This is a genomic window from Streptomyces sp. NPDC111628 (genome assembly GCF_055635195.1).
In genome coordinates this window covers 1,039,468-1,057,601 of the sequence record NZ_JBVKBZ010000002.1, presented here as the reverse complement: position 1 = coordinate 1,057,601, position 18,134 = coordinate 1,039,468, and the positions used below count along the sequence as shown (strand labels likewise).

General features: G+C 72.3%; 10 protein-coding genes. 9 read left to right on the top strand and 1 reads right to left on the bottom strand.

Features of this window, described 5'->3' with window-relative positions; genetic code table 11:
• Positions 1 to 4 precede the first annotated feature (4 nt).
• The 5 genes from ACZ7MF_RS12440 to ACZ7MF_RS12420 all read left to right on the top strand — a co-directional run bounded on the left by ACZ7MF_RS12440 (position 5) and on the right by ACZ7MF_RS12420 (position 8,509).
• Positions 5 to 2,011, top strand: a complete 2,007-nt coding sequence (locus ACZ7MF_RS12440; protein ID WP_471476319.1) for an alpha-1,4-glucan--maltose-1-phosphate maltosyltransferase — start codon at positions 5 to 7, stop codon at positions 2,009 to 2,011.
• On the top strand, positions 2,008 to 3,726 hold the full coding sequence (treS, locus tag ACZ7MF_RS12435; RefSeq protein WP_471476317.1) for a maltose alpha-D-glucosyltransferase: 1,719 nt from the start codon (positions 2,008 to 2,010) through the stop codon (positions 3,724 to 3,726). Before ACZ7MF_RS12440 ends, treS begins: the two co-directional genes overlap by 4 nt.
• Positions 3,727 to 3,754: 28 nt before the next feature.
• Positions 3,755 to 5,116, top strand: a complete 1,362-nt coding sequence (locus tag ACZ7MF_RS12430; protein ID WP_471476315.1) for a maltokinase N-terminal cap-like domain-containing protein — start codon at positions 3,755 to 3,757, stop codon at positions 5,114 to 5,116.
• 3 nt (positions 5,117 to 5,119) lie between these two features.
• Positions 5,120 to 7,345 carry a 1,4-alpha-glucan branching enzyme gene (gene glgB, locus ACZ7MF_RS12425; RefSeq protein WP_471476313.1) on the top strand — a complete coding sequence of 742 codons (2,226 nt, stop codon included), beginning with the start codon at positions 5,120 to 5,122 and terminating at the stop codon, positions 7,343 to 7,345.
• Between the two features lie 72 nt (positions 7,346 to 7,417).
• Complete coding sequence (locus tag ACZ7MF_RS12420) at positions 7,418 to 8,509, top strand: glutamate--cysteine ligase (RefSeq protein WP_471476310.1); 1,092 nt, start codon at positions 7,418 to 7,420, stop codon at positions 8,507 to 8,509.
• 21 nt (positions 8,510 to 8,530) lie between these two features.
• Here ACZ7MF_RS12420 and ACZ7MF_RS12415 read toward each other — a convergent pair whose 3' ends face one another.
• A complete protein-coding gene (locus tag ACZ7MF_RS12415) occupies positions 8,531 to 8,767 on the bottom strand; it encodes a DUF6480 family protein (RefSeq protein WP_356719009.1) in 237 nt (78 codons plus the stop codon).
• Positions 8,768 to 8,920: 153 nt separating this feature from the next.
• On the opposite strand from ACZ7MF_RS12415, the gene ACZ7MF_RS12410 reads away from it, so the two are divergent.
• From ACZ7MF_RS12410 to ACZ7MF_RS12395, 4 genes are all read left to right on the top strand, one after another.
• Positions 8,921 to 10,828, top strand: a complete 1,908-nt coding sequence (locus tag ACZ7MF_RS12410) for an AMP-dependent synthetase/ligase (protein ID WP_471476307.1) — start codon at positions 8,921 to 8,923, stop codon at positions 10,826 to 10,828.
• A 134-nt stretch (positions 10,829 to 10,962) separates the two neighbouring features.
• Positions 10,963 to 11,397 (top strand): ATP-binding protein, encoded by a 435-nt coding sequence (locus ACZ7MF_RS12405; protein WP_471476303.1) that lies wholly within the window; start codon positions 10,963 to 10,965, stop codon positions 11,395 to 11,397.
• Between the two features lie 180 nt (positions 11,398 to 11,577).
• Positions 11,578 to 15,573 carry a HAMP domain-containing protein gene (locus tag ACZ7MF_RS12400; protein WP_471476301.1) on the top strand — a complete coding sequence of 1,332 codons (3,996 nt, stop codon included), beginning with the start codon at positions 11,578 to 11,580 and terminating at the stop codon, positions 15,571 to 15,573.
• Complete coding sequence (locus tag ACZ7MF_RS12395; RefSeq protein WP_471476298.1) at positions 15,570 to 18,035, top strand: SpoIIE family protein phosphatase; 2,466 nt, start codon at positions 15,570 to 15,572, stop codon at positions 18,033 to 18,035. Before ACZ7MF_RS12400 ends, ACZ7MF_RS12395 begins: the two co-directional genes overlap by 4 nt.
• Positions 18,036 to 18,134 lie beyond the last annotated feature (99 nt).

Below are 18,134 nucleotides of genomic sequence, written 5' to 3'. Positions count from 1 at the left end.
TGAGATGCGGATGAGCGCGACCGTGGGGATCGGACGTATCCCGGTCCGGGACGTCCAGCCGGTGGTGGAGTACGGCAGGCGTCCGGCGAAGGCGGTGACGGGAGAGACATTCCGGGTCACCGCCACCGTGTTCCGTGAGGGGCACGACGCGGTGGCCGCCAACGTCGTGCTCAAGGACCCCGAGGGCCGGCCGGGCCCCTGGACGCCGATGCGGGAGCTGGCCCCGGGCAGCGACCGCTGGGGCGCCGAGGTCACCCCGGGCGCGCCGGGCAACTGGACCTACCGGGTGGAGGCGTGGAGCGACCCCGTCGCCACCTGGCGGCACGTCGCGCGCATCAAGGTCCCGGCCGGCATCGACGCCGGCCTCGTGCTCGAGGAGGGGGCCGAGCTGTACCGGCGGGCCGCCGCGGGAGTGCCGAAGGACTCCGGACGGGACGTACTGCTGGCCGCCGCCACGGCCCTGCTCGACGACACGCTGCCCGTGGCCACCCGCCTGGCGGCGGCGTTGACGCCCCAGGTGGACGCGGTCCTGGCCCACCATCCGCTGCGAGACCTGGTCACCTCCTCCGACCCGCTCCCCCTGCTCGTCGAACGCGAACGCGCCCTCTACGGCGCCTGGTACGAGTTCTTCCCCCGCTCCGAAGGCACCCCCGACACCCCGCACGGCACCTTCCGCACCGCCGCCCGACGCCTGCCCGCCATCGCCGCCATGGGCTTCGACGTCGTCTACCTCCCCCCGATCCACCCCATCGGCACCACCCACCGCAAAGGCCGCAACAACACCCTGAGCGCCACCGGTGACGACGTCGGCGTCCCCTGGGCCATCGGCTCCCCCGAAGGCGGCCACGACACCGTCCACCCCGCCCTCGGCACCCTCGACGACTTCGACCACTTCGTCACCCGGGCCACCGCACTCGGCCTCGAAGTCGCCCTCGACTTCGCCCTCCAGTGCTCCCCCGACCACCCCTGGGTCCACAAACACCCCGAGTGGTTCCACCACCGCCCCGACGGCACCATCGCCCATGCCGAGAACCCACCCAAGAAATACCAGGACATCTACCCCATCGCCTTCGACGCCGACCCCGACGGACTCACCGCCGAAACGCTACGGATCCTGCGCCACTGGATGGACCACGGCGTACGCATCTTCCGCGTCGACAACCCCCACACCAAACCCGTCGCCTTCTGGGAACGCGTCATCGCCGACATCAACACCACCGACCCCGACGTCATCTTCCTCGCCGAGGCCTTCACCCGCCCCGCCATGATGGCGACCCTCGCCCAGATCGGCTTCCAGCAGTCCTACACCTACTTCACCTGGCGCAACACCAAGCAGGAACTCACCGAATACCTCACCGAACTGTCGGGGGACGCCGCCTCCTACATGCGGCCCAACCTCTTCACCAACACCCCCGACATCCTGCACGCCTACCTCCAGCACGGCGGCCGCCCCGCCTTCGAGGTCCGCGCCGTCCTCGCCGCCACCCTCTCCCCCACCTGGGGCATCTACAGCGGCTACGAACTCTGCGAGAACACCCCCCTGCGCCAAGGCAGCGAGGAATACCTCGACAGCGAGAAATACCAGCTCACCCCCCGCGACTGGGCCACCGCCGCCCGCGAGGCCACCACCATCGCCCCCCTCGTCACCCGCCTCAACACCATCCGGCGCGAACACCCCGCGCTGCACCGGCTCAGGAACCTCCGCTTCCACCACACCGACAACGACGCGCTCATCGCGTACAGCAAGCGCGTGGGCTCCGACGTCGTCCTGGTGGTCGCCAACCTCGATCCGCATCGCACCCAGGAGGCCACGATCTCGCTCGACATGCCGCAGCTCGGCCTGGACTGGCACGAGTCGGTGCCGGTCCACGACGAACTCACCGGCCGGACCTACCACTGGGGCCGGACGAACTACGTGCGGCTCGAGCCCGGCCGGGCTCCCGCCCACGTCTTCCACGTCCGGCATCCGTCCGCCGCCGCGCCGCAGAACGGAGGGTCAGGAGCCTCATGACCGTCAACGAGCCCGTACCTGACACCTTCGAGGACACCCCCGCGGGGGACCGGCACCCGGACTGGTTCAAACGAGCCGTCTTCTACGAGGTCCTCGTCCGCTCCTTCCAGGACAGCAACGGCGACGGCATCGGCGACCTCAAGGGCCTGACCGCCAAGCTGGACTACCTGCAATGGCTCGGCGTGGACTGCCTGTGGCTCCCGCCCTTCTTCAAGTCGCCCCTGCGCGACGGCGGTTACGACGTCTCCGACTACACCGCCGTGCTGCCCGAGTTCGGCGACCTCGCGGACTTCGTCGCCTTCATCGACGCCGCCCACCAGCGCGGCATCCGCGTGATCATCGACTTCGTCATGAACCACACCAGCGACCAGCACCCGTGGTTCCAGGAGTCCCGCAAGAACCCGGACGGGCCGTACGGCGACTACTACGTCTGGGCCGACGACGACACCCGGTACGCCGACGCCCGCATCATCTTCGTCGACACCGAGGCCTCCAACTGGACCTACGACCCGGTCCGCGGCCAGTACTACTGGCACCGCTTCTTCTCCCACCAGCCGGACCTCAACTACGAGAACCCGGCCGTGCAGGAGGAGATGCTGGCCGCCCTCAAGTTCTGGCTGGACCTGGGCGTGGACGGCTACCGTCTCGACGCCGTGCCCTATCTGTACGCCGAAGAAGGCACCAACTGCGAGAACCTGCCCGCCTCGCACGCGTTCCTCAAGCGGGTGCGCCGCGAGATCGACGCGCAGTACCCGGACACCGTGCTGCTGGCCGAGGCCAACCAGTGGCCCGAGGACGTCGTCGACTACTTCGGCGACTACGCCACCGGCGGCGACGAGTGCCACATGGCCTTCCACTTCCCGGTCATGCCCCGCATCTTCATGGCGGTCAGAAGGGAGTCCCGCTACCCGGTCTCGGAAATCCTCGCCAAGACCCCGGCCATCCCCTCCGGCTGCCAGTGGGGCATCTTCCTGCGCAACCACGACGAGCTGACCCTGGAAATGGTCACCGACGAGGAACGCGACTACATGTACGCGGAGTACGCCAAGGACCCGCGCATGCGCGCCAACATCGGCATCCGCCGCCGGCTCGCCACCCTGCTGGACAACGACCGCGACCAGATCGAGATGTTCACCGCACTGCTGCTCGCCCTCCCGGGATCACCGATCCTCTACTACGGCGACGAGATCGGCATGGGCGACAACATCTGGCTCGGCGACCGCGACGCCGTGCGCACCCCCATGCAGTGGACGCCCGACCGCAACGCCGGCTTCTCGACCTGTGACCCGGGCCGCCTCTACCTGCCCGCGATCATGGACCCGGTCTACGGCTACCAGGTGACGAACGTCGAGGCGTCCATGGCCTCACCTTCCTCGCTGCTGCACTGGACCCGGCGCATGATCGAGATCCGCAAGCAGAACCCCGCCTTCGGCCTGGGCACCTACACCGAGCTGCCGTCGTCCAACCCGGCGGTGCTGGCCTTCCTGCGGGAGTACGAGGACGACCTGGTGCTGTGCGTGAACAACTTCGCGCGGTTCGCCCAGCCCACCGAGCTGGACCTGCGCGAGTTCGCCGGTCGCCATCCGGTCGAGCTGTTCGGCGGGGTCCGCTTCCCCGCCATCGGTGACCTGCCGTACCTGCTGACCCTCGGGGGCCACGGCTTCTACTGGTTCCGGCTCACCCGAGTCGCATCCCGCATCGGCCGCCGCGCTTGAGCGTGGGCCGAGGAAAGGACGCGTCACCATGCCGAAGACCGCACCCCTGCGCCCCAGACGCAGGCAGCTCGCCGAGCCGATGGCGTCGCTCGGCGAGTTGCTGCGCCAGTGGCTGCCGCGCCAGCGCTGGTTCGCGGGCAAGGACCGGCCCGTGGCCGAGCTGGGTCTGCTGTCGATGACCGAGCTGTTCCCGGGCTGTCTGCACCTTCTGGTGCACACCGGGCAGGGCTCCGTGCCCTCCCCGGGCGGCGCTCCCCCGGCCGGGGACTGCTACCAGCTGCTCCTCGGCGTGCGCGAGCAGCCCGCGCCGCGGCTGGGCCGGGCCGTCATCGGGCAGGTGCAGGACGGGCCGCTGGCCGGGCGGACGGTCTACGACGCGCTGCACGACCCCCGGACCGCACAGCTGCTCCTGGAGCGGCTCCGGCACCCGGGGAAGGCGGGCCCCCTGCGCTTCGAGGCCGACCCCGCGCGGCCGGTGCCCGGCGGTCTCGCGCCGCGGCTGCTGGACGCCGAGCAGTCCAACTCCTCACTGATCTACGGCGACGAGTTCATCCTGAAGCTGTTCCGCCGCATCCAGCCCGGCGTCAACCCCGACCTGGAGGTGCCGGACGCGCTGGCCCGGCAGGGCTGCGGCCGGGTACCGGCGCCGGTGGCCTGGATGCGTACGACCCATCCGTACGGGGCGACGCTCGGCGTGCTCCAGCCGTTCCTGCACGGCGCCTCCGACGGCTGGACCCTGTCCCTGAACGCGCTCGCCGCCGGGGACGAGTTCACCGTGCAGGCCCACGAGCTGGGGCAGGCGATGGGCGACGTGCACCTCGCGCTCGCCTCGGCCTTCCCGGTCGGCGCCCCCGGCGAGAACGGCCGCACCGCGGCGGCCATGACCGAACGCCTCACCTCGGCCGCGCACTGCGTCCCGGCGCTGCAGCCCTTCGTCCCCGGACTGCGGGCGGCCTTCGCGGCGCTGTCGACCTGCGACTGGGGCCCGCCGGCCCAGCGCATCCACGGCGACCTGCACCTCGGTCAGGTGCTGCGGGCCGGCCGGGACTGGTTCGTCATCGACTTCGAGGGCGAGCCCTCACGTCCGCTGGCCGAGCGGCGCAGCGCCCACTCCCCCGTGCGGGACATCGCGGGGATGCTGCGTTCCTTCGACTACGCCGCCCGGCAGCGCCGCCCGTGGCGCCCCGAGTGGGCGCGCCGCTGCCGGGAGGCGTTCTGCGCGGGCTACGCCGCCCGCGCCGGATGGGACCCCCGTAAGAAGCACGGCCTGCTGCGCGCCTACGAGACCGACCGTGCCGTGTATGAGGTGCTGTACGAGGCCCGGCACCGCCCCGACTGGCTTCCCGTACCCATGGCGGCGATCGAACGACTCGCCGTGAGAGGAGACTGACCCGTGGCCCTCCGCGACACCTCGATCCCCGAGCCCTCCGGTCCCGTCGCGCCCGCACCCGGTGCGTGCGCGACCGCGCCGCCCCTGGACCCCACCGACCGGGGGCGCCTGCTGGCGGGCGCCCACCACGACCCGCACGCCCTGCTGGGCGCCCACCCGGTGCCCGGCGGCATCGCCTTCCGCGCGCTGCGCCCCTTCGCCCGCGAGGTGGGTGTGGTCGTGGACGGCGAGCGCCACGCCCTCGCGTCGGAGGAGGACGGCCTGTTCTCCGGTGTCCTGCCGCTCGCCGGGGTCCCGGCGTACACCCTCGTGGTGGCGTACGAGGGCGCGGAGCCGCAGGAGACCCACGACCCGTACCGCTTCCTGCCCGCCCTGGGCGAGCTGGACCTGCACCTGATCGGCGAGGGCCGGCACGAACAGCTGTGGCAGGCCCTCGGCGCCGAGCCGATGACCCACGAGGGCGTCACCGGCACCCGGTTCACGGTGTGGGCGCCGAACGCGCAGGGGGTGCGCGTCGCGACCGACTTCACGCACTGGGACGGCACCGCGTTCCCGATGCGTTCGCTGGGTTCGTCCGGGGTGTGGGAGCTGTTCCTGCCGGGCGTCGGCGAGGGCACCCGGTACAAGTTCGAGATCCACTCGCGGTACGGGCACCGGTTCCTCAAGGCCGACCCGATGGCCCGCGCGGCCGAGGAGCCGCCGAACACCGCGTCCGTGGTGACCGCCTCGCGCTACGAGTGGGGCGACACCCAGTGGATGCGGACCCGCGCCGACACGCCCGTGCACGAGGCGCCGCTCTCGGTGTACGAGGTGCATCTGCCGTCCTGGCGGCCGGGCCTGACCTACCGCGAGCTGGCCGAGGAGCTGCCCGCGTACGTGAAGGACCTTGGCTTCACCCACGTCGAGCTGATGCCGGTCGCCGAGCACCCCTACGGGCCGTCCTGGGGCTACCAGGTCACCGGCTTCTACGCGCCGACCGCGCGCCTCGGCTCGCCGGACGACTTCCGCTTCCTGGTCGACGCGCTGCACCGGGCCGGGATCGGCGTGATCATGGACTGGGTGCCGGCGCACTTCCCGAAGGACGACTGGGCACTGGGCCGCTTCGACGGCGACCCGCTGTACGAGCCCGGGGACGACCGGCGCGCGGAGCACCCGGACTGGGGCACGTACACCTTCGACTTCGCGCGGACCGAGGTGCGCAACTTCCTCGTGGCGAACGCCGTGTACTGGTGCGAGGAGTTCCACATCGACGGCCTGCGCGTGGACGCGGTCGCCTCGATGCTGTACCTGGACTACTCGCGCGACTCCGGCCAGTGGGAGCCCAACCAGTACGGCGGCCGGGAGGACCTGGCGGCCATGGCCTTCCTCCAGGAGATGAACGCGACCGTCTACCGGCGCTGCCCCGGCGTGGTGACCATCGCCGAGGAGTCGACCGCGTGGGGCGGGGTGACCCGGCCGACCGACACCGGCGGGCTCGGCTTCGGCCTGAAGTGGAACATGGGCTGGATGCACGACTCGCTGGAGTACGTCGCCCACGAGCCGGTGCACCGCAAGTACCACCACCACGAGATGACCTTCTCGATGGTGTACGCGTACAGCGAGAACTACGTGCTGCCGATCTCCCACGACGAGGTGGTGCACGGCAAGCAGGCGCTGGTGTCGAAGATGCCCGGCGACTGGTGGCAGCGGCGGGCGAACGTGCGCGCGTACCTGGGCTTCATGTGGGCCCACCCGGGCAAGCAGCTGCTGTTCATGGGCCAGGAGTTCGCCCAGGGCGCCGAGTGGTCGGAGAAGCAGGGCCCCGAGTGGTGGCTCCTTGACGAGGGGTACCACTCGGCGGGCGACCACCGCGGGGTGCGGGACCTGGTCCGCGAGCTCAACACCCGCTACGCCCGCACGCCCGCCCTGTGGCAGCGCGACACCGACCCGGCCGGCTTCCGGTGGGTGTCGGTCGACGCGGCCGAGGACAACGTCTTCGCGTTCCTGCGGTACGGCACGGACGGCACCCCGCTGCTGGCGGTGTCGAACTTCTCCCCCGTCGTCCGGCACGGGTACGGGCTCGCCGTCGGCGACGAGGCCGTCGCCTGGCAGGAGGTGCTCAACACCGACGCCGAGGAGTACGGCGGCGGCGGCGTGGCCAACCCGGACCCGGTGAAGCCGGAGGACGGGAGCATCCGGATCACGCTGCCCCCGCTGGCGACGGTGTGGCTGATGCCGTACGCCCTGTGAGCCGGCCAGGTGTCCGGCCGGCTGTCCGGGGCAGTCGGTCGGTGGCACCGGCCCACAGAGAGGCGGCATCACGTGCGCACCGTCGGAGTGGAGGAGGAGCTCCTCCTGGTCGATCCCGCGACCGGTGAGCCGCGGGCGCTGTCCGCCGCCGTACTGGCCCGGGCCTTCCTCGACGGCTCCGGGCAGGACATGTTCGAGAAGGAGCTGCACGAGCAGATGCTCGAGTTCGCCACGCATCCGCAGGCGGACATGGAGCGGCTGCACGCCGAGATCGTCCGCTGCCGCGAGGAGGCCGGGCGGCATGCCGGGGGCATCGGGTGTGCCGTCGCCGCGCTCGCCACCTCACCGCTGCCGGTGACGCCCTCCATCGGCGTGAACCGGCGCTACGAGTGGATGGCCGAGCAGTACGGCGTCGTGGTCCACGAGCAGCTGGTCCTGGGGTGCCACGTGCACGTCTCGGTCGACTCCGACGAGGAGGGCGTCGCGGTGATCGACCGGGTGCGGCCCTGGCTGCCGGTGCTGGCCGCGCTGAGCGCGAACTCGCCGTTCTGGCAGGGCCGGGACTCCTCGTACAGCAGCTATCGCAGCCGGGTGTGGCAGCGCTGGCCGTCGGCCGGTCCCACGGAGCTGTTCGGCTCGGCGGAGCGCTACCACCGCAGGGTCGCGGACATGCTCGCCACCGGGACGATCCTGGACGACGGGATGGTCTACTTCGACATCCGGCTCTCCCAGCGGTATCCGACGGTCGAGTTCCGGGTCGCGGACGTTTGTCTCGACGCCTCCACCGCGGTCGTCCTGGCCGCGCTCGCCCGCGCGCTGGTCGACACGGCGGCGCGGGAGTGGCGGGCGGGCGCGGAACCGGCCGAGCACAGTGTGAGCCTGCTCCGCCTCGCGGCCTGGCGGGCCGCCCGGTCCGGGCTGACGAGTGAGCTGCTCCACCCGGCGACGATGCGGCGGATGCCGGCCGAGACGGTCGTACAGGACCTGCTGGAGCATGCCGGGGAAGCCCTCGCGGCCGCGGGCGACCTGGCACGGGTGCGCGAGGGCGCGGAGGAGTTGCTGCGGCACGGCAACGGCGCCCGGGTCCAGCGCGAGCTGCTGGCGCGCACAGGCAGCCTGCGGGAGGTCGTCGCCGCGTGCGTGCGCCGTACGCAGGCGGCCTGAGACATCAGTGGGTCAGGGGCATCAGTAGATCAGCGCGAGCGCGTAGCCCAGCAGGCCCACCGCGAAGATCAGCACGACCGCGAGGATCAGGGCCATCGGCCCCTTGGCCCAGCCCTTGGCCGGATTGCTGAGCAGGTCCTGCGGGCCTGCCTCGGGCATGCTGCTCTCCGCCGGCGGGGTCTCCCCGGGCGGCACGCCGCCGCCCGGCTCCAGGCCGGTGCTGAGTCGGGGTTCGGGATCCGGATTCACATAGCTCATGTCCCCCGAGTCCCCCGATCGGGCGAGATCACCGGGTGGGAACACTTCTGCCGTCCGGGCCCCCCGCCGCCTGCGGCTGGGCTAGCCTCCGAGCACCGTCGACCACGGTGTTCGTCGGCGACGTCACCGTCCGTACACGTCAGGAGCCGGCGCATGCACGACCCCGCACTCGCTCCCCGGACCGTCCCGCCGCTGACCGGCGGTCTCGCCGACAGCCTCTTCCAGACGGCCGCCCGCACACCGACCCTGCCGATGCTGGCCCGCCGCCGCGGCCCCGGCTCGACGGCGTGGGACGAGGTGACCGCGGTGGAGTTCCGCGACGAGGTGGTCGACCTGGCCAAGGGCCTGATCGCGAGCGGGGTCTCGCCGGGCGACCGGGTGGCGATCCTGGCCCGCACCCGGTACGAGTGGACGGTCTTCAGCTACGCCCTGTGGACGGTGGGCGCCGAGGTGGTGCCGATCTACCCGACCTCCTCGCGCGACCAGGTCGAGTGGATCCTGCGGGACGCGGGCTGCGTGGGCGTACTGGTCGAGGACGAGCAGAACGTGATGACCGTCGGCTCGGTGTGCGCGTCGCTGCCCGCGCTGCGCCACGTCTGGCAGCTGGACGCGGGGGCGCTGGACACGCTGGTGGCGCGCGGCGCGTTCCTCCCGTCGGCCACGGTCGACTCCATGCGCCGCATCGTGCTGCCGGACGCCACGGCGGTGGTGGCGTACACCTCGGGCACCTCCGGCCGCGCGCTGGGCTGTGCGCTGAGCCACCGCGGCCTGGCCGGCCCGTGCGACACGCTGCTCGCCGGCTGGGGTCACACGGTGGCGCCGCCGGGAGAGCAGGGCGCGGTCCTCGCCTACCTGCCCTTCTCCCACGTGTACGGGCTGATGATCCAGAACCTGTGCGTGCGCGGCGGGTTCCTGATGGCCCACGAGCCCGTGCTGACCGGGGAGGCGCTCACCTCGGCCCTGCGTTCCTTCCGTCCGACGTATCTGTACGCCGTCCCGTCGGTCCTGGAGAAGATCTACAAGAACTTCCTGCGCACGGCCCAGCAGGCGGGACGCGGTGCCCTGTTCGAGCGGGCCGCGGACACGGCGCGCGACTTCGCCACCGCGCTGGAGCGCCGACGCCTGGGCCGGGGAACCGGGCCCGGATTCGACCTGCGCCTCCAGCACGCCCTGTACGAGCGGACGGTGTACCGGCGGCTGCGCACCGCGCTGGGCGGCCGGGTGACCCGGGCGACGTCGGGCGGTTCGCCGCTCAGCCGCGAGCTCTCCCTCTTCTACGAGGGCATCGGCGTCTACGTGCACGACGGCTACGGGCTGACGGAGACCAGCGGCGGGCTGACGATGCAGCCGCTGGGCCGGGAGAAGTCGGGCACCGTCGGACAGCCGCTGCCCGGCATGGAGATCCGGGTGGCCGACGACGGGGAGATCCTGGTGCGCGGGCCGTCGCTGTTCCAGGGGTACGTCGGCGACGAGGCCGCCACCCGCGAGGTGCTGCGCGGCGGCTGGCTGGCCACCGGCGACCTCGGGCACCTGGACGACGAGAACTACCTGGCGATCACCGGCCGCAAGAAGGACGTGATCATCACCAGCGGCGGCAAGAGCGTGGCCCCGGCCGCCCTGGAGCAGCGGCTGCGGATGCACCCGCTGGTCCACCAGGCGGTGCTGGTCGGCGACAACCGGCCCTGCGTCGGTGCGCTGATCACGCTCGACCCGGAGTTCCTGACGCACTGGCGGGCGTCCCTTGCCCTGCCCGGCGACGCCCCGGCCCGGGAGGCACGCGAGGAGAACGCGCTGCGGGAGGAGGTCGCGCGGGCCGTGGCCGCGGCCAACAGCGCGGTGTCGCGCTCGGAGTCCATCAGGGTCTTCCGGGTCCTGCCCGACCCCTTCGACGTGGCGGGCGGACTGCTCACCCCGTCGATGAAACTCCGGCGGGACGAGATCGTGCGGACCTATTCCCTGGAGATCGACGCCATGTACGAGGCGCGGTCCCACCGCCGGCCGGCGCCGCCGCCGCAGGAGCCGGCCGGCTGGGAGGACACGGACAACGTGTTCCTCCGCTGAACCGGCGCCCGGCCCGTCCCCGGCCCGGCAGGCACACCGGCGCGACTAGGTTCGGCCTGCACGGGAACTTACAAACGAAGGGGATGCAAAGGAGACGGAACGACGCCCGGCCGGTGCCGGGCCGGGAAGGCGCAATGGCAGCCGAGTCGCGTTGGGACAGGACACTGGCTTCCGAGGAGATCACGAACCGCACCGCCAGCTTCACCGGGGAGCTGCACAACGTGACCGGTGCGCGGCTGGTCGCGGAGGAGTTCCTCTACGACCTGGCCCGTGCGGCGCCGCCCGCGGCGCCCGAGCACTGGGACGACATACTCCTCGTCGTCACGGAGCTGGCGGCGAACGCCGTGCAGTACGCTCCGGGGCCGTTCCAGCTGAGGTTGCGGCGGACCTTCGACGGCGTGCACGTGGTGATGCACGACACCAGCACGACGGAGCCCGCGCCGCGCCCCTTCCATCCGAGCAAGGGCGGCGGCGGCATCGGCTGGCACCTGATCCACACCCTGTCCGACCAGGTGAGCGTCGTCGCCGGGGAACGGGGCAAGGACATCCACGTCTTTCTGCCCTGGTGAGGGGCGGCCGCCGGGGAGTGCGGGGCGCGCGGCGGAACCGGCGCGCTGATATTTTTCTGCTGGGTGCGAATCCGTGAACTGCGCGAACGCGGGCACGGCGGGCCGGACCGCCCGAACGGTCCGGCAGGGGGTGGTGGGTCCTCGCCGCGAGGACTCCCGGGGAGCGGAACGAGGGTGCGCATGACCAGCGACAGCACGGGACCGGTCGACGCGGTTCCGGGCGATCAGGAGTTGCGCCGTCTCCTGGCGGGCCTGACGGCCGTGCGGGACGGCGACTTCGGCACCCGTCTGCCGGACGACGCGGACGGGCTGATGGGTGACATCGCCAAGGTCTTCAACGGCATGGTGGACCAGTTGTCCGTGTTCACCTCCGAGGTCACGCGGGTCTCCCGCGAGGTCGGCACGGAGGGTGCCCTCGGCGGGCAGGCGCGGGTGCCGGGGGTCTCGGGCACCTGGGCCGACCTGACGGACTCGGTCAACGCCATGGCGGGCAACCTCACCACCCAGGTCCGTGACATCGCCCAGGTGGCCACGGCGGTCGCCAGGGGCGATCTCTCCCAGAAGATCGACGTGGACGCCCGCGGCGAGATCCTGGAACTGAAGAACACCATCAACACCATGGTCGACCAGCTCTCCGCCTTCGCCGACGAGGTCACCCGCGTCGCCCGCGAGGTCGGCACCGACGGCCGGCTCGGCGGCCAGGCAGACGTCCAGGGCGTCCGGGGCACCTGGCGCGACCTCACCGACTCGGTGAACTTCATGGCGGGCAACCTGACCAACCAGGTCCGCAACGTCGCCCAGGTGGCCACCGCGGTGGCCAAGGGCGACCTCTCCCAGAAGATCACCGTGGACGCCCGCGGCGAGATCCTGGAACTGAAGAACACCATCAACACCATGGTCGACCAGCTCTCCGCCTTCGCCGACGAGGTCACCCGCGTCGCCCGCGAGGTCGGCACGGCCGGGAACCTGGGCGGGCAGGCCCGGGTGCGCGGGGTGTCGGGCACCTGGAAGGACCTCACCGACAACGTCAACGTGATGGCGTCGAACCTGACCGGCCAGGTCCGCTCCATCGCCCAGGTGGCCACCGCCGTGGCCCGGGGCGACCTGTCGCAGCGCATCACCGTGGACGCCGAGGGCGAGGTCGCGGCGCTGGCCGACGTGATCAACACCATGGTCGACACGCTGTCGGCGTTCGCCGACGAGGTCACCCGGGTCGCCCGCGAGGTCGGCACCGACGGCCGGCTCGGCGGCCAGGCGAACGTGCCGAACGTCGCCGGTACCTGGAAGGACCTCACCGACAACGTCAACTCGATGGCCAACAACCTCACCAACCAGGTGCGCAACATCGCCCTGGTGACGACCGCGGTGGCCCGGGGCGACCTGTCCAAGAAGATCGACGTCGACGCCCGCGGCGAGATCCTCGAACTCAAGACGACCATCAACACCATGGTCGACCAGCTCTCCGCCTTCGCCGACGAGGTCACCCGGGTGGCCCGCGAGGTCGGCACCGAGGGCCGGCTCGGCGGCCAGGCCGAGGTGGAGGGCGTCTCCGGCACCTGGAAGCGCCTCACGGAGAACGTCAACGAACTGGCCGGCAACCTCACCCGCCAGGTCCGCGCGATCGCCGAGGTCACCTCCGCCGTCGCCGAGGGCGACCTGACCCGCTCGGTCAACGTGGAGGCGTCCGGCGAGGTCGCCGAGCTCAAGGACAACATCAACGCGATGGTGGAGTCCCTGCGCGAGACCACGCGGGCCAACCAGGAGCAGGACTGGCTCAAGACCAACCTCGCCCGCATCTCCGGCCTGATGCAGGGGCACCGGGACCTGCCGGTCGTCGCCGAGCTGATCATGGACGAGCTGGTGCCGCTGGTGTCGGCCCAGTACGGCGCCTTCTACCTGGCCGAGGACGGGGACGACGGACCCGAGCTGCGGCTCGTCGGCTCCTACGGCTACCCGGAGGACACGGCCAGACCCACCCGTATCGCCTTCGGCCGCACCCTGGTCGGCCAGGCCGCGCGCAGCCGGCGCACCATCATGGTGAACGAGCTTCCGCCGGGCTACCTGACCATCTCCTCGGGGCTCGGCGAAGTGGTCCCGGCCGCGCTGGTGCTGCTGCCCATCGTGGTCGAGGGGCAGGTACTCGGGGTCATCGAACTGGCCTCGGTCGCCGCCTTCAGCCAGATCAACCAGGACTTCCTGGAAATGCTGATGGAGACCATCGGCGTCAACGTCAACACGATCGTGGCCAACGCCCGTACCGATGAACTCCTCGCCGAGTCGCAGCGCCTGACGGGTGAACTGCAGGCCCGCTCCGCGGAGTTGCAGACCCAGCAGGAGGAGCTGCAGCACTCCAACGCGGAGCTGGAGGACAAGGCCTCCCTGCTCGCGGCGCAGAACCGGGACATCGAGGCGAAGAACCTGCAGATCGAGCAGGCCAGGCAGGAGCTGGAGGCGCGCGCCCAGCAGCTGTCGCTGGCCTCGAAGTACAAGTCGGAGTTCCTGGCCAACATGAGCCACGAGCTGCGCACCCCGCTCAACAGCCTGCTCATCCTGGCCCAGTTGCTCGCCCAGAACCCCTCGCGCAACCTCACCCCGAAGCAGGTCGAGTACGCGGGCATCATCCACTCGGCGGGCTCCGACCTGCTCCAGCTGATCAACGACATCCTGGACCTGTCGAAGGTCGAGGCGGGCAAGATGGACGTCTCCCCCGAGCGCGTGACGCTGGGCCGGCTCATCGAGTACGTCGAGGCCACCTTCCGGCCCATGACGAGCCAGAAGGGCCTGGAGTTCACGGTCACGACGGCCCCCGGGGCACCGGCGGACCTGCTGACCGACGACTCCCGGCTGCGACAGGTGCTGCGCAACCTGCTGTCGAACGCGGTGAAGTTCACCGAGCGGGGCGGCGTGGAGCTGGCCGTCGAACCGGCACCGGACGACGAGGTGCCCAGGGGCGTGGTGCGGGGCGGGTCCGTGGTGGCCTTCCGGGTCAAGGACACGGGCATCGGCATCCCCGAGCAGAACCTGGAGTCGATCTTCGGTGCCTTCCAGCAGGCGGACGGCACGACGAGCCGCAAGTACGGCGGCACCGGGCTCGGCCTGTCCATCACCCGGGAGATCGCCCGGTTGCTCGGCGGCGCCGTCACGGTGGACAGCACGCCCGACCGGGGCAGCACCTTCACGCTCTACCTGCCGGTGGCCCGGCCCGACTTCGAGGACCTGCTGGCCCGCGCCCCCGAGCACCTTGCGGCCGACGCGTCGTCCGACGTCCTCGACCGTCCGGCACCGGTGGCCGAGCTGACCGGCGGCCACCGCCGGCGGCCGCGGCGCCTGCTCGTCGTGGAGGAGCGTCCGCGCGGTCTGCTGACCCTCGTCGCGGAGAGCGTGGTCGCCGACCTGACGCACGGGCGGGACGACGCGGGCGACCGGCCCCCGCTCGACGTCATCACGGCCGTGAGCGCCGAGGAGGCCGCCGGAGCACTGGCCGCCGAGCCGTGCCACTGCGTCGTCCTGGAGCTGGGCATGCCGGACGACGAGGCGTCCCGCTTCCTGCGGGCGTTGCGGGGCGACTCGGCGCTGGCGAGCGTGCCGGTGCTCGTGCACAGCGGTCACCGGGCGGACGCCGCCGTGGAGGAGGACCTGCGCTCGCGCGCGGCCGGCGGGACGCTGGAGTTCCTGGCCGGCCTCGACGAGCTGCGCGAGCGCATCGCGCTGCACCTGGCCGCCGAGGAACCCGGGGACGTGCTGTCCCTGGTGCGGCCGGAGGAGCCGCCGCGTCCGGACCCGCGGGCCGGTCAGGGTCCGCCCGCCGGGCGCACCGTCCTCGTCGTCGACGACGACGCGCGCAACCTGTTCGCGCTCAGCGGGATCCTGGAGCTGCACGGGTTCCGGGTGCTGCACGCGGAGAACGGCCGCCGGGGCATCGAGGCGCTCGTGGACCACCCGGAGGTCGCGCTGGTCCTGATGGACGTGATGATGCCGGAGATGGACGGCTACACGGCGACGGCCGAGATCCGGCGCATCCCGCGCTACGCCGAGCTGCCGATCATCGCGGTCACGGCGAAGGCGATGCCCGGCGACCGGGAGAAGAGCCTGGCCTCGGGTGCCAGCGACTACGTCACCAAGCCGGTCGACACCCAGGACCTGATCGCCTGTGTCCGCCGGTGGCTGCCCGCATGAGCGTGTCCGAGCAGCCCGGCGAGCCGGGCGGCGGTGTCCGGCGGGGCCTGTCCGACCCGGTCGGCATGACGCCGCTGTCGCCCGTGGGCAGGCTGGCGGCCACGGTGGACCGGCTCAGCCGCGAGGTGCGGGCCGCCCAGGCGGAGGCCGAGGGCCGGGCGCTGATCGAGCTGGCCAAGGGCGTCCTGGTCGCGCGGCTCGGCTGCGGCCCGGCCGAGGCCGCCCGGCAGCTCGCCGAGCTGGCCGAGCAGTCCCGGGCGACGCCGCTGGAGTTCGCGGTCGACGTCATCAACCAGGCCGCCCGGGACCGTGTGTCGGAGGTGACGGACGCGTTCCTCGCGGCCACCGCCGCGGTGCGGGCCGCACCCCCCGAAGACGACCCGGACGACCCGGACGGCACGGGCGCCGGGGAGGCGGGCGGGACGGTGGCCGAGTCCGCCGCCGTACGCCTGCGGGCGGCCGAGAGCGGCGCACTGGCCGCGGACGACACCCAGGCCGTCGCCGACGCGCTGCTGGAGCAGGCGCTGCGCCCGCTCGGCGCGGTCGCGGTGGCCATCTGGTCGGCCGGGTACGACGGGGCGCTCACCCTGGTGGGCAGCGCCGGGTTCCCGCCCGCCGAGGCGGCCCGCTGGCGGTACGTGCCGCCGGACGTGGCGACGGTGGCCCGGTGCGGACTGACGGAGCGCTCGGGGCAGTGGTTCGCGTCCCTCGCCGGGACGGGGCTGCCCAGCGTGGGCCGGCACCAGTACCCGGACGGCGGCAGGGTCGCCGTGCCCGCCGGCACCGGGGGGCGCATCCACGGCGTGCTGGAGATCGCCTGGCCGGTGCCGCTGGCCCCGCAGCCCCCGCAGGTGGTCCGTCAGGTGGAGGCCCTGGCGGAGCTGTGCGCGCACACCCTGGAGTCGTACACGCCGCCGCGCGAGCCCGGGCAGGAGCCGCGGGTCGTCCCGGACGCGGTGGAGCTGATGGACCTGGCCGACGGGCTGCACGACCCCGCCCTGGTGCTGGTGCCGCACCTGGACGCGGCGGGGCAGCTGGCGGACTTCCGTATCCAGCACGTGAACAGGCGCTTCATGGATCCGGCCGGACGGCCGCGTGCCGTCGTGGGCGGTGCGCTGCTGCTCGAGGCCTATCCGATGGCCGCCGGGGACAGCGAGCTGTTCCAGAACGTGGAGCGCGTGTACGCCACGGGCGAGCCGTTCCGCGCCCGGCATCTGAACCTGACCGCGCTGGTGGACCAGGTGCCGCTGGCGGCGGTCGCGGACATCAGCATCAGCCGGCACGGCAACGCGGTGCTGCTCATCTGGCGCATCGAGGACGAGACGGCCCGGCTGGCCAGCCTCCTCCAGCACGCCCAGCGGCTCGGCCGCATCGGCGGTTTCGAGGAGAACCTGCTGACCGGCGAGATCACCTGGAACGGGCAGCTGTTCGACCTGTACGGGCGCCCGCACACGAGCACGCCGGTGCCGCTGGAGGAGCTGGCCGCCCACGCCCACCCGGACGACGCCGTGACCATCGGGCGGTTTCTGCGCACGCTGCTGCACCACCGGCGGCCGGCGTCGGCGGCGTTCAGGCTGCGGCGGCCCGACGGGGTGACCCGGCACGTGCGGGTGGTGGCCGAGCCGGTCCTGGACACCGACGACCGGCTGCTCCTGGTCCGGGGCGCCTGCCAGGACATCTCGGCCCAGCACTGGACGGAGGTGGCGCTCGCCGCGACCCGCGACCAGCTGGCGCACACCGAGCAGCAGGCCGTCGAGCGTGCCCGGCTCACCCTGCAGTTGCAGCACGCCATCATGCCGCCCGCCCAGACCCCGCTGCGGGTGCCGGACCTCCAGGTGGCCGTCCGGTACCGGCCCGCGGAGACGGAGCAGCTGGTGGGCGGCGACTGGTACGACGCGGTGATGCTGCCGAGCGGTCTTGTGCTGCTGTGCGTGGGGGACGTCGCCGGGCACGGGATGGAGGCGGCGACCAGCATGGTGGTGCTGCGCAACGCGCTGCGCGGTCTCGCGGTGACCGGGGCCGGTCCCGGACAGCTGCTGTCCTGGCTCAACATCGTGGCGCACCATCTGACGGGCGGGGTCACCGCCACGGCGGTGTGCGGCCTGTACGACCCGGCCCGGCGCACGCTGCGCTGGGCCAGGGCGGGCCATCTGCCGCCGGTGCTGGTGCGGGGCCCGGGGGCGGAGCCGCTGCCGCTGGTGCGGGGCATGCTGCTGGGCGCGGTGGCGGAGGCCGCGTACGAGGAGGCGGAGGCCCAACTGGCCGCCGGGGACACGCTGCTGATGTACACCGACGGTCTGATCGAACGCCGCGACCGGCCGGTGGAGGAGGCGCTGGCCCAGCTGCTGAGCACGGTGCGTCCGACGCCCAGCACCCTGGACCAGCATCTGGACCGGCTGCTCACCTACAGCAGGTCGGACACGGACGACGACACGTGTCTGGTGGGCATCCGGGTGGGGTGAGTCACGGCGGGGCGAACGGGCCCGGCCGGCAGGTGTGCAGTCGGAATTCGGGGGTAACCGCCCGGCGCGGTGGGCCACAACGACGGCCCGCCGCGCCGC